Source organism: Synechococcus sp. NB0720_010 (assembly GCF_023078835.1).
Taxonomy (GTDB): domain Bacteria; phylum Cyanobacteriota; class Cyanobacteriia; order PCC-6307; family Cyanobiaceae; genus Vulcanococcus.
Map to the genome: position 1 here is coordinate 2057494 of NZ_CP090898.1, position 26185 is coordinate 2083678.

The window sequence follows — 26185 nt, forward strand, 5'->3', positions numbered from 1 at the left end:
TCCCATGGTTTCCATCCGCCCCGACGAGATCAGCGCGATCCTCAAGCAACAGATCGCTGATTACGACAAGTCGGTTTCCGTCAGCAACGTCGGCACCGTGCTGCAGGTCGGCGACGGCATCGCCCGCGTCTATGGCCTCGAGCAGGTCATGGCCGGTGAGCTGATCCAGTTCGAAGACGGCACCGAAGGCATTGCTCTCAACCTCGAAGACGACAACGTCGGCGCGGTGTTGATGGGTGAGGGTCGCGGCATCCAAGAGGGCAGCACCGTCAAGGCCACCGGCAAGATCGCCTCGGTGCCCGTCGGCGACGCCATGCTCGGCCGTGTGGTGAACCCCTTGGGTCAGGCCATCGATGGCAAGGGTGATATCCCCACCAGCGAGACCCGCCTGATCGAATCGATGGCGCCTGGCATCATCCAGCGCAAGTCGGTGCATGAGCCCATGCAGACCGGCATCACCGCCATCGACGCGATGATCCCCATCGGTCGTGGCCAGCGCGAGCTGATCATTGGCGACCGCCAGACCGGCAAGACCGCCATCGCGATCGACACGATCATCAACCAGAAGGGCGAGGACGTCGTCTGCGTCTACGTCGCTGTCGGCCAGAAGGCTGCCTCTGTGGCCAACGTCGTTGAGGTGCTCCGCGAGAAGGGCGCCCTCGATTACACCGTGATCGTGGCTGCGAACGCCTCCGAGTCCGCTGCTCTGCAGTACCTGGCTCCCTACACCGGCGCAGCCATCGCTGAGTCCTTCATGTACAAGGGCAAGGCCACCCTGGTCATCTATGACGACCTGACCAAGCAGGCCCAGGCCTACCGTCAGATGTCCCTGCTGCTCCGTCGTCCCCCCGGTCGTGAGGCCTACCCCGGCGACGTGTTCTATTGCCACAGCCGCCTGCTCGAGCGCGCCGCCAAGCTGAGCGACGCCATGGGCAAGGGCTCCATGACCGCCCTGCCGATCATCGAAACCCAGGCTGGTGACGTCTCGGCGTACATCCCGACCAACGTGATCTCCATCACCGACGGTCAGGTCTTCCTGAGCTCCGACCTCTTCAACTCCGGTCTCCGCCCCGCCATCAACGTGGGTATCTCCGTGAGCCGTGTTGGTGGTGCTGCCCAGACCAAGGCCATCAAGAAGATCGCCGGTACCCTCAAGCTTGAGCTGGCTCAGTTCGATGAACTGGCCGCCTTCTCCCAGTTCGCCTCCGACCTGGATGCTGCGACTCAGCAGCAGCTGGCCCGCGGTAAGCGTCTCCGCGAGATCCTCAAGCAGCCCCAGTTCAGCCCCCTGATCCTGGCTGAGCAGGTCGCCGTGGTTTACGCCGGCGTCAAGGGCCTGATCGACGAAGTTCCCGTCGAGTCCGTCGTTCAGTTCTGCCGCGAGCTCCGCGAGTACCTGAAGACCAACAAGCCCGAGTTCATCAACAAGATCCAGACCGAGAAGCAGCTCAGCGAAGACGCTGAGGCCATGCTCAAGGCTGCCATCAACGAAGTGAAGTCTTCGATGCTGGCTGCGGCCTGATCCCTGACGGTTACCCCGGAGAGTCCAATCCATGGCCAACCTGAAGGAGATCCGCGACAGGATCAGTTCCGTTAAAAACACCCGGAAGATCACCGAGGCCATGCGCCTCGTGGCAGCCGCCAAGGTCCGCCGGGCACAGGAACAGGTTCTGCGCAGCCGTCCGTTTGCTGATCGTCTTGCCCGCGTTCTGGAGAATCTCCAGACCCGGATGCAGTTCGAGACCGCTGACGCGCCGCTGCTCGAGAACCGCGACGTCCGCACCATCACCCTGCTCGCCGTGACCGGCGACCGAGGTCTGTGCGGTGGCTACAACGCCAACATCATCAAGCGCACGGAACAGCGTCACGCTGAGCTGAAGTCTCAGGGTTATGACGTGGATCTGGTGTTGATCGGCCGCAAGGTCGCCACCTACTTCCAGAACCGCGCCAGCCAGTACACGATTCGCGCCACCTTCATGGGGCTCGAGCAGGTCCCCAGCGCTGCTGAGGCCGGCAAGATCGCCGACGAGGTGCTCGCCGAGTTCCTCTCCGGCACCACCGATCGTGTCGAGATCATCTTCACCAAGTTCATCAACCTGGTGAGCTCGAAGCCTGTTTCCCAGACCCTGCTGCCCCTGGATCCCCAGGGCATTGCCAGCGCGGACGACGAGATTTTCCGTCTCACCACCCGCGACGGTCAGCTGGGCGTTGAAACAGGAACGGTCAACAACGACCAGCCTTCTCTGCCTTCTGATCTGGTGTTCGAGCAGAGCCCCGATCAGCTGCTGAATGCACTGCTGCCTCTGTATCTGCAGAACCAGCTGCTGCGTTCCCTGCAGGAGGCGGCCGCTTCCGAGCTCGCCAGCCGGATGACCGCCATGAACAACGCCAGCGACAACGCCAAGGCGCTCGCGAAGTCCCTGACCCTGGACTACAACAAGGCCCGCCAGGCCGCCATTACCCAGGAGATCCTGGAAGTGGTCGGCGGTGCTTCTGCCATGGCCTGAGCACGTTGCTCAGACGCCCAAAGCCCTCCCGTGTGGAGGGCTTTTTTTGTGCCTTGTTCCAGGATGAGGGAAGCGCCGGCGCCCCATGACGCTTTCCCTGCAACCGCTCTTCCCTTTGGCCCTGGGCACCGCAGATCTGGCCCTGGATCCGATGGATGCGGTGTTACTGCTCCAGGATGTCCTGGCTCTGCGGGGCGAGGACAGCGGCAACCCCCATCCCGGTTGCGCCTGGACCGGCGACATCAACGGTGTCTGGCGGGTTCACCAGCTTCCGGCTTTTGCGGCCATTAGCGATCAGGTGCGCCGGCATGCCTGGGCGTACCTGGAGCAACTGGGCTTCCACTGCGACCAGGTGGCCCTGCACATTCAGCGGTCCTGGCCGGTGGTGAGTGAACCGGGCCAGGCGGTGGGCCGTCATCACCATCCCAATGCCCATCTGAGCGCCATCGTCTACCTCAATGGCGATGGCTCCGGCCGCAGTGGTTGCCTTCGGCTTTACCCCGCCCGGCAGAGCAATGAGCTGGTGCCAGGCTTATCCGTGGGCCATGGCGGTCCCCTCGAGGGGGCCCTGCACTGGAATGCCCCCCACTTCGATTTGGCCCCACGGGCTGGGTTGCTGGTGCTCTTTCCCGCACAGATCGACCACGCCGTCACGGCCAATGAGGACGAGGGCGATCTGCGGGTGTCCCTGGCCTTTGATCTGGCCTTGAGTGCACCGCTCTATGAGCAGCCTGGGCTGGCCCCACCGGAATACCTGGCTCCGCACCCGCAGCAGTGGGGCGTCCTGCCCGGGCCGTGATCCTGGACAATGGGGAGCTTCTGGACTGAGCTGCTCCCTCCATGGGCGAGACCTACACCGTTGTCTGTGAACTCGACGGCACCAGCCACAGCTTCAGCTGCGCTGCCGATCAGACCGTTCTCGCTGCTGCGGAAGCCGCCGGTGTGGCTGTCCCCAGCTCCTGCTGCTCCGGTGTCTGCACCACCTGCGCTGCCGTGGTGAAAGAGGGATCTGTTCATCAGCCCGACGCCATGGGCGTCAAGGCTGAGCTGCGGGATCAGGGTTTTGCGCTGCTCTGTGTGGCCTATCCCCGCAGCGACCTCAAGGTGCTCGCCGGCCAAGAAGACGCGCTCTATGAGGCGCAGTTCGGTCAATACCAAAAGTGAGTCCAGGGCTCTCTGGCTTTCGATCCCTGGCGCTCACCCTGGTGGCGCAGCCTGGTCCGCTGCTGCCGCAGATTGACGCTGAACTGCGTCAGTACGGGGTGCCGTTGCGCTGGGCGATCACCCAGGCGGTCTGGCGGCCCGATGGTGGCCGCCAGCTGACCCTGGAAGCGATGGTGCACCAGCCCGCCCTGCTCGTATGACCCGCCCTGGCGCCCCCTTGCCCACCGTGATGGTGGTGCCCACGGGCATCGGCTGTGAGGTGGGCGGCTATGCGGGTGATGCGGTGCCCGCGGCGCGCTTGTTGGCGGCCGCCAGTGGCTGCTTGATCACCCATCCCAATGTGATGAATGGGGCCTCGCTCTATTGGAGTGACCCCCGCATTCACTACGTCGAGGGATCAAGCCTCGATCGTTTCGCTGCCGCTGAACTGGCGCTCCAGCCGGTTCGTTCTCAGCGCATTGGTCTGCTGCTGGATGCCGGTATCGAGGAGGAGCTGCGGCTGCGGCACCTGCAGGTGGCCGACGGTTGCCGGGCCAGCCTCGGGCTGAGCCTGGGTCCGGTGGAAACCACTACGGCTCCGATCGGCGTCAGCCTGAGCCAGGGGAAGAGCGGTGCCAGCTGGGGTCAGCTGGCGCGTCCCGACGTCTTGCTGGAGGCTGGGGAGCGCCTGCGCGATGCCGGTGCCACGGCCATCGCCGTGATCGCCCGCTTTCCGGATGACCCCGATAGCGAGGCCCTGACGGCCTACCGCCAGGGGGGCGGCGTTGATGCCCTGGCTGGTGCCGAGGCGGTGATCAGCCACTGGCTGAGCCGTCAGCTGAATCTGCCCTGTGCCCATGCGCCGGCGCTGAGCCCCCTGGAGATCGATCCCCAGTTGGATCCCCGGGCGGCGGGCGAGGAGCTGGGTTACACCTTCCTGCCCTGCGTGCTGGTGGGTCTGAGCCGCGCTCCAGCCCTCTGGCCAGCGGACCAGGCCCCCGCCGAATCGATTCGCGCGGAACAGATCGGTGCTGTGGTGGCCCCGGCTGGAGCCCTGGGGGGCGCGGCGGTCCTGGCCTGCGCTGAGCGCGGCATTCCGGTGATCGCCGTGGAGAACCCCTGCGTTCTGTCGGTGACGGCCGAGGCCTTGGGGATCGAGGTGCTCCGGGCTAAGAGCTACAGCGAGGCCGCTGGGCTGCTGCTGGCCCTGCGGGAGGGCATCAGTCCCGAGGCGCTGCAGCGTCCGCTGCGGCGGCTGGTCTGATGGCGGGCTTTGGCGTGCGCAAGGACCCCTGCCCCTGCGGCGGCGGGGTCTACGCCGACTGTTGTGAGCCGTTCCACCTGGGCCAGTCCCTGCCGGCCACGGCTGAGCAGTTGATGCGCTCGCGCTACAGCGCCTTCAGCCGCAACCTGATCAACTACTTGATCGAGACCCACCCCTCCCCTGAGCCCGTGGCCGAGCGGCGTCAAGCCCTCATGGCCAGCAACCGCGGCGTGCGCTGGACCCAACTGCGGATCAGCGCACGGGAGGCCGGAGGCGAGGCTGACCTCAGCGGCCGGGTGAGCTTCGAGGCCCACTACCGCCAGGCGGGGCAGACCCATCTGCTGCGGGAGTGCTCCCGCTTTGGTCGCGAGGGTGGGGTGCTCGAGGGGCGTTGGCTCTATCTCGACGGCAAGGCCTAGTTCAGGCAGGCCATCGGGTGACGATTGCCCACCCCCAGCGCTTTGGCCACGCCGGGATGGCAGACGGAGCCGCCGACGGTATTCAGGCCTGAGACCAGTTCGGGCCGGTCGGTGACCGCCTCGATCAGGCCCCGACCGGCGATCGCCAGGATGTAGGGCAGGGTGACGCTGACCAGGGCCTCGGTGGAGGTGTAGGGCACGGCGCCGGGCATGTTGCCGACGGCGTAGTGCTGCACGCCATGGATGGTCACCACCGGATCGGTGTGGGTCGTCTCCCGGCTGGTGGCGATGCAGCCCCCCTGGTCGATGGCGACATCGACGATCACCGAACCCGGTTGCATCTGTTTGACGAGGTCCTCGCTCACGAGGGTCGGGGCGCGATCGCCCGGACGCAGCACCGCGCCGATGACCAGGTCGGCGCTCGGGATCAATCGCTCCAGGCGGCCAACGCTGCTGACCAGGCTCACCATCCGCCCTTGGCGTGCCGGCTCCAGTTGCCGCAGTCTCTCGGGGGAGAGATCCAGCAGCAGCACCTCCGCATCCATCGCGGCGGCGACCCGGGCGGCGTTCCAGCCGACACTGCCGGCCCCCAGGACCACCACTCGGGCCGGCCGCACCCCGGTGCAGCCGCCCATGAGAACGCCGCGCCCGCCGTGGGGTTTCTCCAGCAGGTGCGCGCCCACCTGGGCGGCGAGCCGGCCGGCGATCTCGCTCATGGGCGCCAGCAGCGGCAGGCTGCCGTCGGAGAGCTGAACCGTCTCGTAGGCGATGGCGGTGGTGCCGGCCTCGATCAGGGCCTCGCCGACGGCGGGGTAGGCGGCGAGGTGCAGGTAGGTGAAGAGCACCTGATCGGCGCGCAGGAAGGGGAATTCCTCTGTCTGGGGTTCCTTGACCTTGACCACCAGGTGCGCGCCCCAGGCCTCCTCGCGGCTGACCAGTTCCGCCCCGGCGGCGACATAGGCCGCGTCCTCAATTCCGGCGCCGGCGCCGGCCTGGTGCTCCACCCGCACCGAGAGGCCATGGCTCACCAGCTCGCGCACGGCATCGGGCGTCAGCGCGACCCGCTGCTCATCGGGCTTGATTTCCCGTGGCACGCCGATGCTGGCGATCGGTGCGATGGAGCCGGCCATGGCAGACCTTCGATCACCTCCAAGATGGCGAGCTCAGGCTCCTCTGGCTACTGCGCCGCAGCTGCGATGGGCATTCGCCAACCGCTGCCGAAGGCCCGCTGGCTGAGCTTGAGCACCGGCGGGGCCTGGCGTCGCTTGAACTCCGCCCGGCGCAGCAGCCCCATCACCCGCTCGGCCAGGGCTGGGTCGGTTCCCTGCTGGGCCAACTCCTCGGGGCTTTGGTGCTCCTCCAGCAGGGCCTTCAGCAGCGGATCCAGCACGGCGTAATCCGGCAGGGAGTCGCTGTCTTTTTGATCGGGGCGCAACTCGGCACTGGGGGGTTTGGTGCGAATGGCGGAGCCGATCAATTCCCCCTCCGCCGGTAGGCCCAGCTCCTGGCGCACCGCTTGTGCAGCCTCGGAATCAATCCAGTCGCAGAGATGAAACACGGTTGATTTGTAGAGGTCGCCGATCACCGCTAGGCCACCATTCATGTCGCCGTAGAGGGTGCAGTAGCCCACGGCCAGCTCGCTCTTGTTGCCCGTGGTGAGCAGAAGCTGTCCCTGTTGGTTGGCCACCGCCATCAACAGGGTGCCCCGGATGCGGGATTGCAGGTTTTCCGCCGTCACCCCCGCCGGCGTCCCCCCCAAGGGAGCGATCAAGGCGGCATCGAATCCACCCATCAAGCCCTCGATCGGCACCGTCTGGGTGCCGATCCCCAGGCGATTGGCGAGCTCCAAGGAGTCGTTGATGGAGCCCTCTGAACTCCAGGGCGAGGGCATCAACAGCGCCTGCACCTGCTTGGCGCCCAGGGCCGCCGCCGCCAGCACCGCCACCAGGGCCGAATCGATGCCACCGCTCAGTCCAAGCAGCGCTTTGCCGAAGCCGCATTTGCGCGCGTAGTCCCGTACCCCCAGAACTAGGGCCCTCAGCAGCAGTTCTTCGTCGCAGGGGATCGGCGCTGCAGCGGAGGCGTCGCCGAGTGTCCAGCAGGCCAGATCCGCTTTTCCAAAGGCCAGCTGAGCGGCCACCTCACCGTTCGCGGTTGCGGCGAAGCTGCCGCCATCAAAGATCAGCTCGTCATTGCCTCCCGCCTGGTTGACGTAGAGCACGGGGGCGCCCAGGCGCTGGGCGGCGCTCTTGGCGAGCTGTTGCCGCAGTTGGGGTTTGCCCTGGCCGAAGGGGGAGGCCGAGAGATTGATCAGCAGGTCAGGCTTCAGCGCCGCCAAGTCCCCCACCGGATCGCCCCCCAGGAGCCGTTGGCTGTGGAGCTGCTCCTCCACCCAGAGGTCCTCGCAGATGGTCAGGCCCAGGCGCCAGCGGCGCCCCCCCCGCTCGAGCTCCAGCAGGCAAGGCTCTTCGGCCGGGCGGAAGTAACGCCGTTCATCGAAGACGTCGTAGCTGGGGAGCAGACGTTTGCGGGCCACGATCCGCCAGACGCCCTTCTCCACCAGGGCCACGCTGTTGAACAGATCGGGCTGCTGACCATCGCTGACCGTCTCACTCACCCCCAGCAAGAGGCTCTGGCCGGTTGGCAGGTCACGGGCTAGCCCGTCCAGCACCGCGTCTTGTTTGTGCCGCAGGGACGGGCGCAGCAGCAGGTCCCGCGGGGGGTAGCCCCAGAGCGCCAGTTCTGATGAGACCACCAGGTCGGCACCGCCCTCTGCGGCGTGGCGGCAGGCCTCAAGCAGTTGAGCCCCGTTGCCGCTCAGGTCCCCCACCAGGGGATTGATCTGGGCCAGGGCGACGCGCATTAGGGGGCGAGCTTGGAGGTGAGGCCATAGAGATTGTGCTTGAGCAGTTCGGGCCAGAGCACTTCGGGAATCGAGCTGTTCTCTTGCCCGCCGCGAATGGCCGAGCTGGCGGTTGCTGGCACAGGCAGCTCCAGCAGCTCCACTTGGGCCCCCAGATCCCGCAGCTTCTCCAGGGCGCCTGTCGCCATCGGGTGGCCCTGGCGCGGCACCACGGTGAGGCGGCAGCGCTGCAGCAGATCTGCCGCCCGATACCAACTGGGGATTTGAGCGGCGAGATCGCCCCCGACGACAAACACCAGCTGCCGATCCGGCCAGCGGCGGGCGGCGCGATCGAGGGTCTCGATCGCTTTTGGACTGCTGAGGTCCTGCGCCAGCTGCACCTGGTCGTTGCCCAGGCTCTCGATCAAGGTCCCCAGGAGCTGGGCGCGGAGCTCCAGCGGTGCCCCGTGCTGCTTGAAGGGGTTGTCGCTGGCCCAGGCCGCCACCTGGCCGTAGCGCTCGGCCAGGCCGAGCAGCAGGGCCTGATGCCCTTCGGTCGGGGGATCGGCGCTGGTGCCGAACAGGGCCAGTTCGCGGCTGCTCACGGCAACAGCTGGCCCGAGGGGATGGGGCCTCCACCCATGCGCTGCCACTGCTGCAGCCAATCGCGCACCTGGGGGTCTTGGCCGGCCAGGCGCCGCAGTAGCGAGGCGGGCCGAAAGCGCCCCCGCTGGGCGCTCCGCAGGAGCTCCGCCGCCGCCAGGCGTCCAGTCAGGCGGGTGCTGTAGACCGCCAGGGCCGCCTGGGCCATGGCCACCGGAGCCGCCGGTGCCAGGCTCAAGCCGCCACTCAGGGGGGCGGCCAGCAGCAACACCTGCCGCAGTCCCCCCAGCAGCAGTTGGATGCCCAATTGGGTTCCCCCCAGCAGGGCGTTTTGCGCCGAGAGCCGTGTCAACAGGGCCCGGGCGCCGCTGCTGCTCATCTCCAGGTCGTAGAGCTTGCAGAGCTGCAGCACCAGGGCGGTGTCGATCGCAAAGCCGCCGGCGAGATCCAGCAGTAGCAGCGGATTGGCGGCGACCCCGGTGGCTTTCATCGCCGCATAGCGGCCGATTAGCCCTTGGGCGGCGGCCTTGCCGCGTTTCAGGCGCCAAGCATGCAGGCTTTGGCTGAAACGATCCGCCGCCCGCAGTCCATTGAGGCCCAGCAGCAGGGAGCCCTGGTCCTGGAGTAGCTCCAGCAGGGCCCTGCGCAGGGGTGCGATCTGCGCTGGCTGGGGTTCGCTGCGCACGCGGCCCCCCTCCAGCAGCACCGCCCGCCGCGGGGCGGCGGCCACCGGCAGGATCTCCAGGTGCTGCGCCTGGCGGGGGAGGCGCGAGCGGATGCTCTCGATCAGCGCCGAGCGCTCGCCGCTCGGCCAGTTGTCGATGCGATTGAGCACCAGCAGCAGCGGTTTGCCGGCGCCCAGTAGCTGCTCGATCGCCTCGGCCTCCGGGGTCGTCAGGTCGCTGTCGAGCACCAGCAGGACCAGGTCGGCCCCCAGGGCGACCCGGGCCGCCAGGCGATGGCGGGCCCGGGCGGCAATCTCATCAATGCCCGGGGTGTCGACCAGCTCGATCTGGCTGAGATCGGGCACCTGGACCCCCCAGGTCTCGCGCTGCTGCTTGCGGGTGCAGCCGTGGGCCACGTCCGTGGCGAAGGCCGGCTTCTCCAGCAGGGCATTCAGCAGGCTGGATTTGCCCACGCCCACCCGGCCAAAGACCGCCACCCGCAGCCGCCGCTGCTTCAGCGCCAGCAACTGTTGATCCAGGGTGCGCAGCTCCGGCTCCAGCACCGAGCGCTCCCGATCGCTCAGGCGCAGGTCTCCCCGCCATTGCGAGAGCAACAGGGCGCAGCGTTCAGCGGTGGAGGGCTGAGGCAAGGGCAGGGGCCTGGTCGCCACGTATTGAAGCGGTTGTGCCATCGTCGCGCTCAGCACCGCTCGCTTCCATGTCGCTCGCTCCGGACGTCTTTGCCCAGCGCCGTGCTCGTTTCTTTCAGGCCCTTGGCGGCGCTGCTGCGGTGATTCCCGCGGCTCCGCTGGTGACGCATCACGCCGACTGCGAGTGGCCTTTTCGCCAGAACAGCGACTTCTGGTACCTGACGGGTTTCGATGAGCCCGACGCGGTTGCGTTGTTTCTGCCCCATCGGCCCGAGGGGGAGCGGTTTGTTCTCTTTGTGCAGCCCAAGGAACCCAGCGCCGAGGTCTGGATGGGCTTCCGGTGGGGCTGTGAGGGGGCCGTGGAGCGCTTTGGCGCAGACCTGGCCCACCCCCGCGAGGAGCTGGCGGAACGGTTGGCCGATTATTTGCGCGGTGCCGAAGGCATCGCCTTTCGGGTGGGCAAGCACCCCGAGGTGGAGCCCCACGTGCTGCAGGCCTGGGCTGGTCAGCTCGACCGTGCCCCCCGCAGCGGTACGGCGGCCCTGGGCCTGGTGGCGCCCTGTCCGCTCCTGCATGCCCTGCGGCTGCGCAAGAGCCCCGAAGAAATCGCGCGGATGCGCGAGGCGGCCCGCATCTCCGCCGAGGCCCATGAACTGGCCCGCCAGGTGGCTCGCCCAGGGCTGAACGAGCGCCAGGTTCAGGGGGTGATCGAGCAGCACTTCCTCGAGCAGGGGGCCCGCGGCCCGGCCTACGGCTCGATCGTCGCTGGTGGGGACAACGCCTGCGTGCTGCACTACACGGCGAACAATGCAGTGCTGAAAGACGGCGATCTGCTCTTGATCGACGCCGGTTGTTCTCTGAACGACTACTACAACGGAGACATCACTCGCACCTTCCCAATCAACGGCCGCTTCAGCGCCGAGCAGCGCGCCCTCTATGACCTCGTGCTCGCGGCCCAGGAGGCGGCCGTGGCCGTCGTTGCTCCTGGGCAGACGGCTGAAGGCGTCCATGACACCGCCGTGCGCGTGCTGGTGGAGGGCTTGGTGGACTTGGGTCTGCTGCGGGGCGAGGTGGACGGGATCATCGAGCAGGGGGCCTACCGGCACCTCTACATGCATCGCACCGGCCATTGGTTGGGCCTGGACGTCCATGACGTCGGTGCCTATCGCCTGGGTGAGCACCATGTGGCCCTGGAGACCGGCATGGTGCTGACGGTTGAGCCAGGTCTCTACGTCAGCGATCGCCTGCCGGTCCCTGAGGGGCAGCCTGAGATCGAGGCACGCTGGAAGGGGATTGGCATTCGGATTGAGGACGACGTGGCGGTGACCGACCACGGCCACGAGAACCTCACCGCCGCCGCCCTCAAGGCTCCGGCGGCCTTGGAGCGCTAGGCGATCGCCTGCTCCAACGCCGCCAACACAGCGCTGGTGTTGGCGATGACCGCATCAGCACCGGCGGCCCGCAGCTGCTCCTCATAGGCCCCGCGGCGCGGGCTGTTCTGGAGGTGCGGCGGGGCCACCGCCAGGCTGATGAAGCGTTGAGCGGGGCGCTCTTGGCGTGCCCGCACCACGGTGGTGACGTCAGCCACGGTGTCCCCCAGGTAGGCCACCGGCACGGTTGCCGCTGCCAGAGCGTCCGCCAGCCGCAGGAAGCCGCTGGGGTCCGGTTTGTCGGGGGCCTCCCCCATGGCGATGAGCGGCGGTTGCCTCAGGCCAAGGCGGGTCTCCAGCACGAAGCGGGCCGAGGGGGGCTCGGCGCCACTGACAAATCCCCAGGCCACATCCGCCGCCGAGAGAGAGGCAAAGAACGTGGGATCCACCAGCAACGGCTCGTTGCGGATGAAGCCCGCCCAAGCCGCTGGGTCACCCTCTGGATCACCACCGAAATAGAAGCTGTTGAAGACCTCTACCAGTGCCTCAAAGGCCGGGAGGTCTTGCTGACCCTGCCGGCGCAGCAACTCCAGGGAGGCCTCCCAGTCGTTGTTCCAGCACCCCTCGGCCTTCAGGGCATCGATGCTCTCGGGGGTGGGCCGCTGGCCGCTGTAGTGATGCACCGTCTCCACGATGGCCTTGCGGTAGCTGCCTCCCACATCGCGGATCACGCCGTCGATGTCGAACAGGAGAACAGCGCGCGGGCTCAGGGGACTGGAGAACAGCGGCTGGTAGGTTAGTTGTTTGTCATTAAGCCTTGAGCGCGGACACCATGAGCACCGAGAGCGCTGAGAGCGCCGCGGCGACTGCTGCTACGACTGCCTCGACAGAAGCTCCGGCAACGGAGACCACTGAGGCTCGTCCGGTGCTGAGTGGTGCCAGCGCTGCCCTGGCGACCGCCACCATCGACGAGAACGGCGTTCCCTCCGGCCGTACCCCGAAGGCCGATGAGGGCCGCTTCCTGGTGAAGATCCTCTGGCTGCCCGACAACGTGGCCCTGGCCGTCGACCAGATCGTCGGTGGCGGCCCCAGCCCCCTGACCTCCTACTTCTTCTGGCCCCGTGAGGACGCCTGGGAAACCCTGAAGACGGAGCTGGAAGGCAAGAGCTGGATCACCGATAACGAGCGCGTTGAAGTCCTCAACAAGGCCACCGAGGTGATCAACTACTGGCAAGAGGAAGGCAAGGGCAAGAGCCTGGAAGAGGCCAAGCTCAAGTTCCCCGACGTCACCTTCTGCGGTACCGCCTGATTTGCGCTTACCCCGTGTCCTTGGCCCCCGCAGAGCGGGGGCTTTTTTGTGCCTGCTCAGCGGCGCGGGCTGACCACTTGATCAAAGCTGCTGGCGGTGATCAGTCCCGGTTGGCTGGCGGTGTCCACGGTGAAGGAGCGAGATTCCGCCTGGCTGGTGCCATCCGGATAGACGAAGGTCACGACCCCCTGCAGGGTGACCTTGCTGCCATCGCGGCTGACTTCCTGGAGGTTGTCGACGGCCACCCGTTGGAACTGGCTGAAGAAGGCGGGATCGAACTGATCGGCGGCTTGGGGGCTGAAGAGTTGCTTGGCGGCAGCGGTGTTCCCTAGGGAGATGTCGTCGTACAGCTGGCGGACGGTCTCAATGGCCTGGTTCAACTGCAGTTGGGCTGGATCCAACTTGGGTTCGCTGGTGGCCGGCTCCGGTTCGGTTTGGGTGGGTTTGGGCTCGCTCACCAGGGCCGGCGCTGGGGCCGTGGAGGGCGTCATGGAGCGGTTGAGCAGCACCAGCCAGGTGAGGGCACCAACAACGCCCACCACCAGCACGCCAGCGATGAAGCTCAGCACTGCGACGACACCGCTGTTGGAGTGAACGGGGGTATCCACCCCGGCGGTGGGCTCGTCCTGGAGGTCGCTGGGGATGGCCTGGCCATCGGGGGCCAGGCCCAGCAGGCCCCGCAGGACGTCGGCCATCCGCAGGCACAGGGCCGGGGCGAAGAGAGCGTCGAGCTCCTGCTGCAGCCGCAGGTTGAGTTGGGTTTCGCTGGGTAGGGGCGGCCGCTCGGCCACGGCCTCCTGGAAGGCGGCGGTTTGCACCAGGTGCTTCAGGGCCGGCAGCAGCAGCAGTTCGTTGTCTCCGCAAAAATCGCTGAGCAGCGCCTGGTAGCGGCGCGCATCACTGCTGATCCCCCGCTCAAAGTCCGCCAGGATTTGGCGCCGCAGCTTCACGCCGAGCTGGTAGTCGTTCATGGTCGCGCCGGGGCGCGGGATGGCTCTTGAGTCTCGCTCGCCGCCTCCCATTGCGCCCGCAGGGCTTGCTCCAGGGCTGGGCAGATCTTCGGCTCCGCCTTGGCACCAGGCGCGTTGCTGGCAATCAGGGCGCCTAGGGGATCTCGCTCGGGGTGATCCAGCAGCGCCTGGGCTTGGGCGGGACTGCTCTTGAAGGCCAGGAATTGCTGGCGCCGTTGCTTGAGGCTGGCCTCAATCCGCTCGGGGTGCTGGCAGAGCTGTTGGATCTCGAGGGCCAGCGGATCAGGGGTCTTGGGCCACCACCAGAGGGCCCCCGCGATCAGGGCTGCGGCAGCGCCCAGGGCGGTGAGGACCCCCGCCTTCCCGCGCCGGGCTGGTTCGCTGCGCTGGGCGATGGCAACGGAGACATCGTCACCGCTGCCTTGGGCCGTGATTTCCTCCAATCCCTGGACCAAGGCCTCCCCCTGGATCTCCAGCATCTGCTGGCAGAGCTGCAGGAAGTCCCCATCTGTGGCGCAGGACTTGCGCACCCCATCGGTGCAGAGCACCAGGGCGGTTCTGGGGAGGGCGGACTGGAGTTGGACCCGCGTGGACCAGGCATCCAGGGCTTCGCTTTGGCAGAGGCTCAAGGTGGCCTCTCCTGTGGCGTTGCTCAGTTGCTCCTGGTTCACCAGACGGGCATCCCCATCGGCGTGGATCTCCACGAGGTCCCAATCGCCGATGCCGGTGCAGCCCCACCAGTCGGGGCTCAGCAGGACCAATCCCAGGGTGCAGCCGTAGAGCGCGCTGGAGAAGGCTTCGTCCGCTGAAGCGGCCTGGCTGCTCCAGTGCTCCTCGATCGCCCGGAGCCAGCGCTGCTGAATCGCGTTGGGCAGCTCCTGCGCGAGCAGCCGGCGCCAGCCGTCTTGATCCTGAAGGGAGAGTGTCCTGGCCAGCGCCGCGACCGACTCCTCTGCCGCAGCGCAGGCCAGCTGGCTACCCACATCGCTGAGGCGATAGCGGCTGCCGCCATGGCCATCGGAGACCAGAAGCAGTTGCAGCTCAGGGCCGACTTGGCAGACCCGGGAGGCGTCTTGGCAGGGTTTGCCCTGCCGCCGGTGGGCGGCGCCGATCACGCTGCAATGGCGTGCGCCAGTCCAGGCGGGTCTCACCACACCAGTGGACCGACGTCGTCGACGGGGTCCAGCAGGGTCGGCGGCAGATCCGGCAGGGGAATGTTGCCTGCATCCTGCGGCGTGTCATCCAACCGGCTGGCGGGCATGGAGGCCGCTCCGACCACGGCGGTGGAGGCCCATTGGATGTACTGCGCCAGGGTCGTGGCATTGCTGGCCTGCAGCGGTCGCCGCGGCGACTTGCCGCCACCGCTGGGCTCAGGACCAATGAACTGCTGCAGCACCTCGAGGTCGGCGTCATGGCCCATGGCAATCGCCAGGCGCACGGCCTTCTGGGCCCAAGGCTGACGCATCAGCTGGCTTAGCCCCGCATCGAAGTCGTCGGTGGGTTGGCCGTCGGAGATCAGCACCAAGACCGGGGGGAGAGCCCGCTCCTCCATCGGCGGGGACTGCAGCACGCCGGCCACCAGCTCCAGCGCTTCCCCCATGGCGGTGATGCCACCGGCCTCAAGATCACGCCACTGCAGCTCCTGCACCGGTGTGGGCTCGGCCAGATGCCAGGCGGCGCCATCGGCAAAACGCACGGCCCGCACCAGCACCCGGGCTTCAGGGTTTTGCTCGGCAACCTCCGCCATGCCCGGCAGGGACTGCCGGATCGACTGATTCAGGGCTTGCATCTTGCCCTGGGCGGCCATGGAGCCGGAGCAATCGCAGAGGTAAATGAAGTGCAGTGGGCGGTTGCTGAGGCGAACGTTGGGGAAGGGCATGGCTTATCTGCGGATCGGGGTGATCGGCCCGGCCTGGGTGCTGAGTTGCTGCAGGGCCGCGACATTACAGGTTTTGCCCGGCTCCACCTCCAGCAGCTGGCCGTTGCTCAACTGGCCTTGCCAGGCCGTTGCTCCGAGGTTCCTGAGACCGACAACGCTTGGGTCCGTGGGGTGGCCGACCAGCTGCGCCAGGGGCTGATCGAGCCGCTCGCTGTCGCGTCCATCGAAGTGATGGGGGTAGAGGTCATTGCCTGGGCAGGCGGCCACCTGTCCTCGGGGGAGCTGCAGTTGCAGGACTGCCGGGTTGGTGTGACCGCAGCTCCAGCAGGGTCCGCTGTGGAAGAGTTCTTCGCCGCAGTGCTGACAGAGGTGGCGTTGGTCCAGGCAGCGCGCGAGCACCTGCTTCCACTGCCCGGTCAGGGGGCGTATGCCGGGTTGCCGAAGCCCCGCGCCAAAGCTCGTCTCAAACAGCTGCTGCAAGCTCCGCGGGTAGATCGGCCAGGTCAGCAAGGCCGCGGCGTGTTCCTCTGAATCAGGCCGGTTCGCGGGGTTCTCTGGATCAAAGATGAACAGGGCCTCCTCGCCGTAGAGCCGGCGCCGGGCCGGTTCATCGAGGCAGCGGATCGCCAGTTCCTGTCGCCCGCGGAAGGGGTCGTGGCGGGTGAGCAGCCGAAAGAGCAGCACGGCCAGGCTGAATTGATCCGTGCTGGCACTGGGTTTGGCTGCCCCCAGCAGCACCTCCGGGGCCATGAATCCTGGGGTGCCGAGCACGCTGCCGGCGCCCTGGCCGTCGATCGCGACGTTGTCGTTGTCGCAGATCAGGATCGCGCCATCGCCTGGCCTGAGGAAGAGGTTCCCCAGGGAGATGTCCTTGTAACAGAGCCCCTTGAGGTGGAGTTCGTGGAAGGCATCGGCCAGATGAAAGCAGGCCCGCAGGATGTTCTGCAGGCTGATCTCCATCCGCCCGCCGGCATGGAGATGGGCCCCCTGGAAACCACTGGGACGCAGGGGCATCAAGTAGCCAAAGCCTGGCTCTTGGCAGCGGATCAGGGGCCGACTCTCGGCGCTGGGCTCCAGCAGTGCCATGGGCCAGAGAAAGGCGCCGTTGGGAGCCCCCAGGCGAATGCTTTGCTGCAGGCGCTGCCGCAGTAGTGGGTCGCGGGCGATGCAACTGGGGAAGTACCACTTCAGGGCGAGCTCCTCCGCACCGCAGCGCACGGCGTAGACCTGCCCTTGGGTTCCGCCCCCCAGGAGGCGCGTGAGTTCAAGGGGTTGATCGAGGCCGTCGAACGGCAGGTGTGTCCCCAGCGGCAGCAGGCTGTTCATCGGCCCTGGCTGGCGAGGGCCTTGCGGATGCCGTTGCGATGGGCCAGGGCCGTGCGGCGGTTGGCAAAGCCATGGCGTAGGGCACGGCCATCCCGTAGCACCACCACCAGGCTGTGGTCCTTGCGGGAGCCCAGCACGATCCAGCCGCCCAGGGCGCCGATTTCTAGAGGCCAGAAGATCAGCGGGAAGGGCAGCAACAGCAGCCCCCCGAGGCAGAACAGCAACCACCAGCTGAAGACGTGGGGGTGGCGGGGCAGGCTCTGCACTCCCGCCGAGAGGATCTCGGCCAGCTCCACCGCTTCCCCATCCACATCGATTCGGCGGGGCGCGGCTGGTTTGGGCGCTGGCTTGGTCGCAGTGGTGGTGATCAGCTCAAACTGCAGCAGGGGGCCCTGGAGTCCCAGCCGGATCTCATCGCCGTCCTCGAGCTGGCGGCACTGTTGAATCCGTTGCCCTTCGAGGAAGGTGCCGTCGTTGCTCTGCCACTCGCAGATCAACCAGCCCTGGGTTTGCGAGAACCGGACGACGGCGTGGTGATCGGAAACCCCGGTTTGGCTGGCGAGGCAGAGCCGATTGCTCGGAGCCTTGCCGATCGTCAGGGGCTGTTTGGGATCGAGGGGCGCGGCTTTGCTGGGATCGCTGGCGAGCAGCAAGCGGGCTTTGGGGGCGCTCATCGCTCTCCTCGCCGGCGCGCCCACCAGAGTCTCCAGTCATCGCGCAGGTCGTTCCAGAGGCCGCCATCCCCCTCGCGATAGGGCACGACACGACCGGGGAAGAGGACCGCTTTGCTGGCCAGCGCCAGCGCCACGAGCACCATCAACAGCAGGATCCAGCCCGGGATCGCACCCACCCAGGTGAAGGCAAAGAAGGCCCGCAGGGCATAGAGCCCGATCGTGATCGCCAACCAGAGGCGGAAGGGCTCCCAGGGGTCCCGTTGACGCTGCACCGAAGGGGGGCGGAGGTGGGCTGGTCTTAGCCTATGGCTGGACTGCAACACCCGCCTGAGCACTTCCTCTCGCTTGGATCGTCTTGCCTCACCGGCCGTTCGGGAGGCTTGGAAAGACTTTGCCCGTGCAGCCCTTCGCGGACCTTGGCGAGAGCGGCTCGAGGCGGTGCGGAGCACCCTGCCTGCATTGCTGGAACACCAGGCGCGCCTGGAGCTCTGGGGGAAGGACGGGAAGATCCAGGAGCTCAAGCTTGAGCCCAGGCGTTATCGCCTGGGCCGTGATCCGGCCTGCGAGCTGCCGTTGAGCGATCCGAGTCTCAGCCGGGTGCACGCGATCCTTGAGAAGGAGCGTCCCAGCGACCGGGACTTTGCATTGGAGGACTTTGGTTCCTCCAATGGCCTGTTCCATCGGGATCGTCGGATCCGCTGGATTCAGCTGCGGGATGGGGATGCGGTGCAGCTGGGCTCGCCCCTCAAGGGCCAGGCGCCTGAGCTGCGCTACGTCCACCCCCGCAGCCCCCTGGAGCAGGCGATTCGCCTGGTGGGCATCACGGCCTTGGCAGGCTCAGCCCTGTTGGTGAGTGGCATGCTGCTGGCCGCCAGCATTGGCGGCGGCTCCCGGATCCGCAGCATCGACGGTCCGGTCAAGATCTTTGCGGCCGATGGTCAGCAGGTGGATGCCAAGGAGGGGGCCTCCACGGCGCTGCCGTCCTTACGGTCCTATCCGCTGCATCTGCGCCAGGCCCTGCTGGCCTCCGAGGAGGCCCGCTTTGGTTGGAACAGCGGCATCGACCTGTTCGGCACCCTGCGCTCCGCTGTGTTGGGGAGCGGCGGCGGCAGCGGCCTCACCCAACAGGTGGCGCGCATGGTCTACCCGGAGGTGGGGCGCGACCTGAGCCTGACCCGCAAGCTGCGCGAGCTATGGGTGGCCCTACAGCTGGAGGTGGGCTTCAGCAAGAACCAGATCCTCAAGCTCTATCTCGATCGCGCCTACCTGGGCCTGGGGACCGAAGGCTTTGAGCAGGCGGCCCAGCTCTACTTCCGCAAGTCCGCCAGCGATCTGGACGTCGGCCAGTCGGCCTTTTTGGTGGGACTGCTCCCCAGCCCGAACGGCTACAGCCCCTGCAACCTCGAGGACCCAGGTGCGGGCCTGGAGCGCCGCAACCTGGTGCTGAAGTTGATGCACGAGCAGGGTTGGTTGAGCGATCAGGGCCTGATCGATGCCCAGCGGCGGCCCCTGAACATCGATCCCTCGGCCTGCCGGGAGTCGAGCTTCAGCAGTTACCCCTTCTTCAGCGACTACGTCATTGGTGAGCTCGAGGGCACCCGCTTTGGTTTGAACCTCAGGGGCGGTGATGGGGCTGGCAATTACGCGGTGGAGAGCACGATCAACCCCAAGCTGCAGCAGTTGGCCCAGGAGCAGCTGAAGCGTTTTTTGGAGGGGCCCGCGGCCGCGGCGGGGCTGACCCAGGGGGCGCTGATCAGCCTGAATACCGAGACCGGCGACATCCTGGCCTACGTCGGCGGTGGCGATTACAGCCGCTCGAGTTTTGATCGGGTTCAGGCCCTGCGCCAGCCCGGCTCGACCTTCAAGTTGTTCCCCTTCCTGGCGGCCTTGGCCGCCGGCGTCTCACCGTCCGAGTCCATCTCCTGTGCCCCACTGGACTATGTGGGGGGCTGCCGTCAGTCCGCCGGAGCGATCAGCGTGGCCGCGGGTCTGGCGGGTTCGGAGAATGTCGTGGCCCTGCGGCTGGCGGAGCGGGCGGGGTTCTCCCAGGTGCTCAAGCTGGCGCGACGGCTGGGCATTTCGACGCCGCTGGACGCGGACTACAACACCATGCTGGGCGGCCGGGAGACCTATCTCTACGAGATGGCCCGGGCCTATGCCGTGGTCGCGAACGGGGGGAGATCGGTGCCCGTGCACGGGGTCAGCCGCATCTATGACCTGGGCATCTGCCGATCGCTGAAAAGCCTGGACCGCTGTCCGGCCAGGGGTGTGACGACCCCGATTGGAGAGCGATCTCGCCAGTTGATCCGGCCGGAGGTGGCTGCGGCGATGGATCAGATGTTGGCTGGGGTGGTCCAGGGCGGAACGGGCAGAGCGGCGGCGGTGGTCCCGGATGCCCGCGGCAAGACCGGCACCACCAACAACGGCGTGGATGCCCTGTTCATCGGCTACTCCCCCTCGCTGAAGGTTCTGACGGCGATTTGGATGGGGAACGACGACAACCGTCCCGCCTCCGGAGCGAGCGGTGGCTTGGTGGCGCAGCTTTGGGGGCGCTACATGCAGCAGGCCGCTAGAGCCCTGCCTGCAGCCGGCTGATCAGGGCCCAGACCAGACCCAGGATCAGTCCCCAACTGCAGCTGGAGGCCAGCAGGCGTTGCAGGGCCGTGCTGCGTTCCTCGGGTTGCTGGCGGGGGAGCTGCCAGCCCAGTTGCAGGGCCCCCACCAACAGCAGCAGTACCCAAGCCGGGATGCTCAGCCCCAGGGGGCGAAAGACCAAGAGCTTCCACTGCAGCAGGCTGGAGCCGGCCGCTAGGCCGATCAAGGCACAGACCGGCCCGGCCGATCCGCTCCAGGTTCGTTGGACGCTCCAGCGTTTGGCGCAGAGTGCGGCCAGGCCCAGGCAGGCCAGGGCCGTCAGGCTGTAGCGCAGGATCACCTGGCCGAGGGGCAGGGGCGAGTTCCCCAGGATGATCAGCAGCACGGCCACGTTCACCGCGGCTTCGAGACCGCTGCCATGGACCCAGGGGGAACTGATCCAGCGCCAGACCTGCCGCGGTTGTGAGGCCTGCTCGCTGCTCAGACTCCAGCGTCGCCTCAGGCTGCTGCGCCACGGTCCGACGGCCAGGCCGGCCAGGCTTATCACCAGCACCAGACCCCCGCTCCAGCCCCAGCCATCAAAGATCAGCCGGTCCAGTTCCTGGCCGAACCAGCTCAGCACCAAGGCGCCGCAGGCTGAGAGGGCCAGCCCTGGGGCGAGTGGTTCCAAACCCTTGAGGGCCGTTGCGGCAGGAGCGGCCGCAACGCTCTGGCGCGGTGGGACGGCCGCAGGCTCGGGCTTGCTTGTCCCGCAGGCGGCGTCGAGCAGATCCTGAAGCTCGCTTTGGACCTCGGCGGAGTAGGTCTGTCGAATGTGTGCCCCCAGGCTGGCGCGGGCACTGGTTTGGCTGGCGCCGCTGCCATGGAGCAGCTGCAGCAGCAGGGGTTGGTTGGCAAGGTCGCGAATGGGACCCCTCAGCGCGTCCTCCGCGCCGAGGGCATCGACGAGGCGATTGGCGATCGCCCGTCCGCTTTGCAGCGCCTCAGGGTTCTGGATCTGCCATTGGCGCAGCTGCCTGCCGAGAGTCGTGCCGAGGCCCATGGCTTGGGATCTGTGGGCTGAGCATAAAAAAGCGCCCCATTTGGGGCGCTGGTGCGTGCAACTGAAGGCAGCGCTCAGTTGTTCAGGGTTGCCGCTTGAACCCGAGCGCGGGCACGGGAGACGGCTTGTTGGGCCTTGAGCTTCTCGGTGCTGGCGGCCTGACCTTCGAACTGGTTGGCAGCAGCGGTGGCGGCTTCCAGTTCTTTGTTGGCTTCGTCAGCGTTGATAGCGCTACCAAGCTCAGCGGTGTTCACCAGGACGGTGACTTCATCCGCTTCGATCTCGGCAAAACCACCCTGGAGGGCGATGGCTTTCCAGTCGTTGTTCTCGCGCACACGCAGCACCCCGTAGTCGAGGGCGGTGAGCAGGGAGACGTGACCGGGAAGAATGCCCAGTTGGCCCGTGGTGGAGGGAAGGATCACTTCGTCGGCAGGGCCGTCGAAGACGCTCTGGTCTGGAGCCAGAACGCGGAGGGTGAGAGACATCAGCTAACGCTCCGGATCAACCTTTGGCGTCGGCTTGGATCTTGGCCGCCTTGGCCTTCACTTCGTCGACGTTGCCCACCAGATAGAAGGCAGCCTCGGGCAGGTGATCCAGTTCACCGGAGAGAACCATGTTGAAGCCCTTGATGGTGTCCTCGAGCTTCACGTACTTACCGGGCATGCCGGTGAAGATCTCAGCCACGAAGAAGGGCTGGGAGAGGAACTTCTCGATCTTGCGGGCGCGGTCCACGGTGCGACGGTCGTCTTCGGACAGTTCGTCCAGACCCAGAATCGCAATGATGTCCTGGAGCTCCTTGTAGCGCTGCAGGGTGGACTGGACGGCGCGGGCGGTGCGGTAGTGCTCGTCACCCACAACGGAGGGCTGGAGCATGGTGCTGGTGGAATCCAGGGGATCCACAGCGGGGTAGATGCCCTTGGAAGCCAGGCCGCGGCTCAGCACGGTGGTGGCGTCCAGGTGAGCAAAGGTGGTTGCGGGTGCGGGGTCGGTCAGGTCGTCCGCAGGCACGTACACAGCCTGAATCGAGGTGATGGAACCCTCGAGGGTTGAGGTGATGCGCTCCTGCAGTTGACCGACGTCGGTGCCCAGGGTGGGCTGGTAGCCCACAGCGGAAGGCATGCGGCCCAGCAGTGCGGAGACTTCGGAGCCGGCCTGAACGAAGCGGAAGATGTTGTCGACGAACAGCAGCACGTCCTGCTTGTTCACGTCGCGGAAGTGCTCAGCCATGGTCAGAGCCGAGAGACCGACGCGCATGCGGGCGCCGGGGGGCTCGTTCATCTGGCCGTAGCAGAGGGCCACCTTCGACTTGGAGAGGTCCTCGGCGTTGATCACGCCGGATTCCTTGAATTCCTCGTAGAGGTCGTTGCCCTCGCGGGTGCGCTCACCCACGCCACCGAACACGGACACACCGCCGTGCTCTTTAGCGATGTTGTTGATCAGCTCCTGGATCAACACGGTCTTGCCCACGCCGGCACCGCCAAAGAGGCCGATCTTTCCGCCCTGGCGGTAGGGAGCCAGCAGGTCGATCACCTTGATGCCGGTCTCGAACACCTTGGGCTTGGTCTCGAGGTCGGTCAGCTTGGGAGCTTCGCGGTGGATGGGGGCGGTGGTGGTGGTCTTCACCGGACCCTGCTCGTCAACGGGCTCACCGAGCACGTTGAAGATGCGGCCGAGGGTGGCCTCACCCACGGGCACGGAAATCGGAGCACCGGTGTCCAGGGCGCCCATGCCGCGGACCAGGCCGTCGGTGCCGCTCATGGCGACGGCGCGGACGCGGTGGTCGCCGAGCAGCTGTTGAACCTCAGCGGTCAGAGCAACGTCTTGACCAGCCGAGTTTCTGCCCTCAATGCGGAGGGCGTTATAGATCTTTGGCAGCTTGCCGGCCGGGAATTCAACGTCGATCACCGGTCCGATCACCTGCCGGACGATGCCTTTGGTGCCGGTGGCAGTAGCAGCAGCCATTTAAAGGAGAAGTCGCAGGACGCACAGCGGGACGCAGCCCGCCTGAAGCGGCGCAAACATACCACCGCGCCCCTGCACCCCGTCACCCCTCCCCTGCCCTGTTCGGTCACCCGCCCCGCGGGGTGGTTGTGGAGTCGGGAAGCGCGCCCATAACTTGGCACTCAGGGGATGTGAGTGCTAACTCGCGTTCCCAGGCGTTTTACGCCGCGACCCTGGCAGCGTCTCTGGCGCCATGCCAATGGTTTCGCCAACCAACCCGAATTCCATCCATGGCTGCTGTTTCCCTCAGCGTTTCCACCGTCAAGCCCCTGGGCGATCGCATCTTCATCAAGGTCTCTGAGTCCGAAGAGAAGACCGCCGGTGGCATCCTTCTGCCCGACACCGCCAAAGAAAAGCCCCAGGTGGGCGAGGTGGTTCAGGTGGGCCCCGGCAAGCGCAACGACGACGGTTCCCGTCAGGCTCCTGAAGTGAGCGTTGGCGACAAGGTGCTCTACAGCAAGTACGCCGGCACCGACATCAAGCTCGGCAGCGACGAGTACGTGCTCCTCTCCGAGAAGGACATCCTGGCTGTCGTCAACTGAGCCTCAACACCGTCTTCTAACCACCCCTACCGCGAGATTCGCCTCCCATGGCTAAGCGCATTATTTACAACGAGCAGGCCCGCCGCGCCCTCGAAAAAGGCATCGACATCCTGGCTGAGGCGGTTGCCGTGACCCTCGGCCCTAAGGGCCGCAACGTCGTCCTCGAGAAGAAGTTCGGCGCTCCTCAGATCATCAACGACGGCGTCACGATCGCCAAGGAGATCGAGCTCGAGGATCACATCGAGAACACCGGTGTCGCCCTGATCCGTCAGGCCGCCTCCAAGACCAACGACGCCGCCGGTGACGGCACCACCACCGCGACCGTCCTGGCCCACGCCATGGTCAAGGCCGGTCTGCGCAACGTTGCTGCTGGCGCCAACGCCATCACCCTGAAGAAGGGCATCGATAAGGCCGCTGAATTCCTGGTCCAGAAGATCAAGGAGAACGCCAAGCCCATCAGCGACTCCAACGCCATCGCCCAGGTCGGCACCATCTCCGCCGGCAACGACGAAGAGGTGGGCCGCATGATTGCCGACGCCATGGACAAGGTCGGCAAAGAGGGTGTGATCTCCCTCGAGGAAGGCAAGTCGATGACCACCGAGCTGGAGGTCACCGAAGGCATGCGCTTCGACAAGGGCTACATCTCCCCTTACTTCGCCACCGACACCGAGCGGATGGAAGCGGTTCTGGAGGAGCCTTACATCCTGCTGACCGACAAGAAGATCGGTCTGGTGCAGGACCTGGTGCCCGTGCTCGAGCAGATCGCTCGCACCGGCAAGCCTCTGCTGATCATTGCCGAGGACATCGAGAAGGAAGCCCTGGCCACCCTGGTGGTCAACCGTCTGCGCGGCGTCCTGAACGTGGCGGCTGTGAAGGCCCCTGGCTTCGGCGATCGCCGTAAGGCCATGCTCGAGGACATCGCTGTTCTGACCAACGGTCAGCTGATCACCGAGGACGCCGGCCTCAAGCTGGAGAACGCCAAGCTGGAGATGCTGGGTACTGCCCGCCGCATCACCATCAACAAGGACACCACCACCATCGTGGCCGAAGGCAACGAGGTGGCTGTGAAGGCCCGCTGCGAGCAGATCCGCAAGCAGATGGATGAGACCGACTCCACCTACGACAAGGAAAAGCTGCAGGAGCGTCTGGCCAAGCTGAGCGGCGGTGTGGCCGTGGTCAAGGTGGGTGCCGCCACCGAGACCGAGATGAAGGACAAGAAGCTGCGCCTGGAAGACGCCATCAACGCCACCAAGGCGGCCGTTGAAGAGGGCATCGTTCCTGGCGGTGGCACCACCCTGGCTCACCTGGCTCCCGCCCTCGAGGATTGGGCCAAGGCCAACCTGTCCGGCGAAGAGCTGATCGGCGCAACCATCGTGGCTTCCGCTCTGACCGCTCCCCTCAAGCGCATCGCTGAGAACGCCGGTGTGAACGGCTCCGTCGTGGCCGAGCACGTCAAGAACAAGCCCTTCAACGAGGGCTACAACGCTGCCGTTGGTGAGTACGTCGACATGCTGGCCGCCGGCATCGTGGACCCCGCCAAGGTGACCCGCTCCGGTCTGCAGAACGCTGCCTCGATTGCAGGCATGGTTCTGACCACCGAGTGCATCGTGGCTGACATGCCCGAGAAGAAGGAAGCAGCTCCTGCCGGCGGCGGCATGGGCGGCGGCGACTTCGACTATTGAGGCCGGTCGGGGAGAGGGTGACCCCTCCCCGATGAACCTTCAGTCATTGCAATGCATCTGGGGCACATTCGTGCCCCTTTTTTGTGCCTATCGCTCGGCGTCGATCAGGGCGACCCCAGTCCTGCCAGGACTATTTGTCTAGGCGCTGCAATGCAGAGCTATGCCAGAGGGCCGCTTTTCTCTTGCCGCGAGGGCGAGCTGGTGCGGGTGCAAATGCTCGCCATTGAGCAGGGGAATGGGCGTGAAGAGGCGGACGTATTGTTTCGGCTATATGAGTCTTGGCTGTGCCGCGTCCTGGTGCCTTTGCTGCGAACTTCAGGCCTGAGGTTCTCGATCGCTTTCGGGATCTTTGCCGGCGGCAGGGCAGGCAGTACACCAAGGTTCTTGAGCGCCTTGCGGAGGTGTATCTAGAGACTGAGGGTGCTGTTCTAGATGGAGCGGTCTCCGCTGGACCGGCGGACCCCGATCGGAAGAAGCGGCTGGTCCAGGTGGAGTCACTTCAGAACAAGCTGCTGGAGGACCTCTTGAAGCGAGTGGAGCTTCTCGAGAAGCAGAAGGTGAAGACGGACTATGAGATCGAGCGTGTTCAGAAGAGCGTTGCTTTTCTGCGCTCCGGTCTTCAAGAGCCCGACTCCAAGGGCTGAAGACTTAGGGGCTTTGAGTCACCCGTGTTCGAATGAAGGCCTGCTTTCCCAGGTCTT

Annotated in this window: 27 protein-coding genes; 13 read left to right on the plus strand and 14 right to left on the minus strand. The window is 66.4% G+C overall.

The window, feature by feature from the left end; genetic code table 11:
* Positions 1-4 precede the first annotated feature (4 nt).
* The 7 genes from atpA (at position 5) to LY254_RS10825 (ending at position 5333) form a co-directional block, all read left to right on the plus strand.
* Positions 5-1522, plus strand: coding sequence for a F0F1 ATP synthase subunit alpha (gene atpA, locus LY254_RS10795; RefSeq protein WP_010315323.1), 1518 nt, complete (start codon positions 5-7; stop codon positions 1520-1522).
* 31 nt (positions 1523-1553) lie between these two features.
* Positions 1554-2507 (plus strand): F0F1 ATP synthase subunit gamma, encoded by a 954-nt coding sequence (locus LY254_RS10800; RefSeq protein WP_010315324.1) that lies wholly within the window; start codon positions 1554-1556, stop codon positions 2505-2507.
* An 85-nt stretch (positions 2508-2592) separates the two neighbouring features.
* Positions 2593-3306, plus strand: coding sequence for a putative 2OG-Fe(II) oxygenase (locus LY254_RS10805; protein ID WP_247477089.1), 714 nt, complete (start codon positions 2593-2595; stop codon positions 3304-3306).
* A 41-nt stretch (positions 3307-3347) separates the two neighbouring features.
* Complete coding sequence (locus tag LY254_RS10810; protein WP_247477091.1) at positions 3348-3671, plus strand: 2Fe-2S iron-sulfur cluster-binding protein; 324 nt, start codon at positions 3348-3350, stop codon at positions 3669-3671.
* Positions 3672-3712: 41 nt separating this feature from the next.
* A complete protein-coding gene (locus LY254_RS10815) occupies positions 3713-3871 on the plus strand; it encodes a hypothetical protein (RefSeq protein WP_247477094.1) in 159 nt (52 codons plus the stop codon).
* Entirely contained in the window at positions 3868-4914 is a 1047-nt protein-coding gene (locus LY254_RS10820) for a DUF3326 domain-containing protein (RefSeq protein ID WP_247477096.1), read from the plus strand. Before LY254_RS10815 ends, LY254_RS10820 begins: the two co-directional genes overlap by 4 nt.
* Complete coding sequence (locus LY254_RS10825) at positions 4914-5333, plus strand: YchJ family protein (RefSeq protein ID WP_247477099.1); 420 nt, start codon at positions 4914-4916, stop codon at positions 5331-5333. Before LY254_RS10820 ends, LY254_RS10825 begins: the two co-directional genes overlap by 1 nt.
* Here the strand turns inward: LY254_RS10825 and ald are convergent.
* Genes ald through LY254_RS10845 form a run of 4 tightly spaced genes read right to left on the minus strand, consistent with a single transcriptional unit; the run spans position 5330 to position 10135 of the window.
* A complete protein-coding gene (gene ald, locus LY254_RS10830; RefSeq protein ID WP_247477101.1) occupies positions 5330-6463 on the minus strand; it encodes an alanine dehydrogenase in 1134 nt (377 codons plus the stop codon). The two genes, LY254_RS10825 and ald, sit on opposite strands and share 4 nt — an antisense overlap.
* Positions 6464-6510: 47 nt before the next feature.
* Complete coding sequence (locus LY254_RS10835) at positions 6511-8196, minus strand: NAD+ synthase (RefSeq protein ID WP_247477104.1); 1686 nt, start codon at positions 8194-8196, stop codon at positions 6511-6513.
* On the minus strand, positions 8196-8780 hold the full coding sequence (locus tag LY254_RS10840; RefSeq protein WP_247477106.1) for a nicotinate-nucleotide adenylyltransferase: 585 nt from the start codon (positions 8778-8780) through the stop codon (positions 8196-8198). The genes LY254_RS10835 and LY254_RS10840 overlap by 1 nt, the downstream gene beginning before the upstream one ends.
* The gene (locus LY254_RS10845) at positions 8777-10135 is read right to left on the minus strand and encodes a GTP-binding protein (protein WP_247477108.1); all 1359 of its coding nucleotides are present in this window, start codon (positions 10133-10135) and stop codon (positions 8777-8779) included. The genes LY254_RS10840 and LY254_RS10845 overlap by 4 nt, the downstream gene beginning before the upstream one ends.
* Positions 10136-10161: 26 nt before the next feature.
* On the opposite strand from LY254_RS10845, the gene LY254_RS10850 reads away from it, so the two are divergent.
* Complete coding sequence (locus tag LY254_RS10850; RefSeq protein WP_247477110.1) at positions 10162-11484, plus strand: aminopeptidase P N-terminal domain-containing protein; 1323 nt, start codon at positions 10162-10164, stop codon at positions 11482-11484.
* Here the strand turns inward: LY254_RS10850 and LY254_RS10855 are convergent.
* Positions 11481-12194, minus strand: coding sequence for a TIGR01548 family HAD-type hydrolase (locus tag LY254_RS10855; RefSeq protein WP_247477113.1), 714 nt, complete (start codon positions 12192-12194; stop codon positions 11481-11483). The two genes, LY254_RS10850 and LY254_RS10855, sit on opposite strands and share 4 nt — an antisense overlap.
* 101 nt (positions 12195-12295) lie before the next feature.
* Here LY254_RS10855 and LY254_RS10860 point away from each other — a divergent pair, with 101 nt between their 5' ends.
* Positions 12296-12772 carry a 30S ribosomal protein PSRP-3 gene (locus LY254_RS10860; RefSeq protein WP_247477117.1) on the plus strand — a complete coding sequence of 159 codons (477 nt, stop codon included), beginning with the start codon at positions 12296-12298 and terminating at the stop codon, positions 12770-12772.
* A gap of 56 nt (positions 12773-12828) precedes the next feature.
* Here LY254_RS10860 and LY254_RS10865 read toward each other — a convergent pair whose 3' ends face one another.
* Genes LY254_RS10865 through LY254_RS10890 form a run of 6 tightly spaced genes read right to left on the minus strand, consistent with a single transcriptional unit; the run spans position 12829 to position 17894 of the window.
* On the minus strand, positions 12829-13743 hold the full coding sequence (locus LY254_RS10865; protein WP_247477119.1) for a hypothetical protein: 915 nt from the start codon (positions 13741-13743) through the stop codon (positions 12829-12831).
* Complete coding sequence (locus tag LY254_RS10870) at positions 13740-14894, minus strand: PP2C family serine/threonine-protein phosphatase (protein ID WP_247477121.1); 1155 nt, start codon at positions 14892-14894, stop codon at positions 13740-13742. Before LY254_RS10870 ends, LY254_RS10865 begins: the two co-directional genes overlap by 4 nt.
* Positions 14891-15622, minus strand: a complete 732-nt coding sequence (locus LY254_RS10875) for a VWA domain-containing protein (RefSeq protein WP_247477123.1) — start codon at positions 15620-15622, stop codon at positions 14891-14893. Before LY254_RS10875 ends, LY254_RS10870 begins: the two co-directional genes overlap by 4 nt.
* A gap of 3 nt (positions 15623-15625) precedes the next feature.
* Positions 15626-16948 carry a protein kinase gene (locus LY254_RS10880; RefSeq protein WP_247477124.1) on the minus strand — a complete coding sequence of 441 codons (1323 nt, stop codon included), beginning with the start codon at positions 16946-16948 and terminating at the stop codon, positions 15626-15628.
* A complete protein-coding gene (locus tag LY254_RS10885; protein WP_247477126.1) occupies positions 16945-17622 on the minus strand; it encodes an FHA domain-containing protein in 678 nt (225 codons plus the stop codon). Before LY254_RS10885 ends, LY254_RS10880 begins: the two co-directional genes overlap by 4 nt.
* Entirely contained in the window at positions 17619-17894 is a 276-nt protein-coding gene (locus LY254_RS10890) for a hypothetical protein (RefSeq protein WP_010315354.1), read from the minus strand. Before LY254_RS10890 ends, LY254_RS10885 begins: the two co-directional genes overlap by 4 nt.
* A 73-nt stretch (positions 17895-17967) precedes the next feature.
* Between LY254_RS10890 and LY254_RS10895 the strand changes: the two genes are divergently transcribed.
* Entirely contained in the window at positions 17968-20217 is a 2250-nt protein-coding gene (locus tag LY254_RS10895) for a transglycosylase domain-containing protein (protein WP_247477128.1), read from the plus strand.
* On the opposite strand, the gene LY254_RS10900 is transcribed toward LY254_RS10895, so the two are convergent.
* The 3 genes from LY254_RS10900 to atpD all read right to left on the minus strand — a co-directional run bounded on the left by LY254_RS10900 (position 20192) and on the right by atpD (position 23221).
* The gene (locus LY254_RS10900) at positions 20192-21259 is read right to left on the minus strand and encodes a rhomboid family intramembrane serine protease (protein ID WP_247477130.1); all 1068 of its coding nucleotides are present in this window, start codon (positions 21257-21259) and stop codon (positions 20192-20194) included. The two genes, LY254_RS10895 and LY254_RS10900, sit on opposite strands and share 26 nt — an antisense overlap.
* Before the next feature lie 74 nt (positions 21260-21333).
* Entirely contained in the window at positions 21334-21744 is a 411-nt protein-coding gene (gene atpC, locus LY254_RS10905; RefSeq protein WP_010315359.1) for an ATP synthase F1 subunit epsilon, read from the minus strand.
* A gap of 16 nt (positions 21745-21760) precedes the next feature.
* Positions 21761-23221 (minus strand): F0F1 ATP synthase subunit beta, encoded by a 1461-nt coding sequence (atpD, locus tag LY254_RS10910; protein ID WP_247477132.1) that lies wholly within the window; start codon positions 23219-23221, stop codon positions 21761-21763.
* A 269-nt stretch (positions 23222-23490) separates the two neighbouring features.
* Here atpD and groES point away from each other — a divergent pair, with 269 nt between their 5' ends.
* The 3 genes from groES to LY254_RS10925 all read left to right on the plus strand — a co-directional run bounded on the left by groES (position 23491) and on the right by LY254_RS10925 (position 26128).
* Complete coding sequence (gene groES / locus LY254_RS10915) at positions 23491-23802, plus strand: co-chaperone GroES (RefSeq protein WP_010315361.1); 312 nt, start codon at positions 23491-23493, stop codon at positions 23800-23802.
* 47 nt (positions 23803-23849) lie between these two features.
* Entirely contained in the window at positions 23850-25484 is a 1635-nt protein-coding gene (gene groL / locus LY254_RS10920) for a chaperonin GroEL (protein ID WP_247477133.1), read from the plus strand.
* Positions 25485-25768: 284 nt separating this feature from the next.
* Positions 25769-26128, plus strand: coding sequence for a hypothetical protein (locus tag LY254_RS10925; RefSeq protein WP_247477134.1), 360 nt, complete (start codon positions 25769-25771; stop codon positions 26126-26128).
* Positions 26129-26185 lie beyond the last annotated feature (57 nt).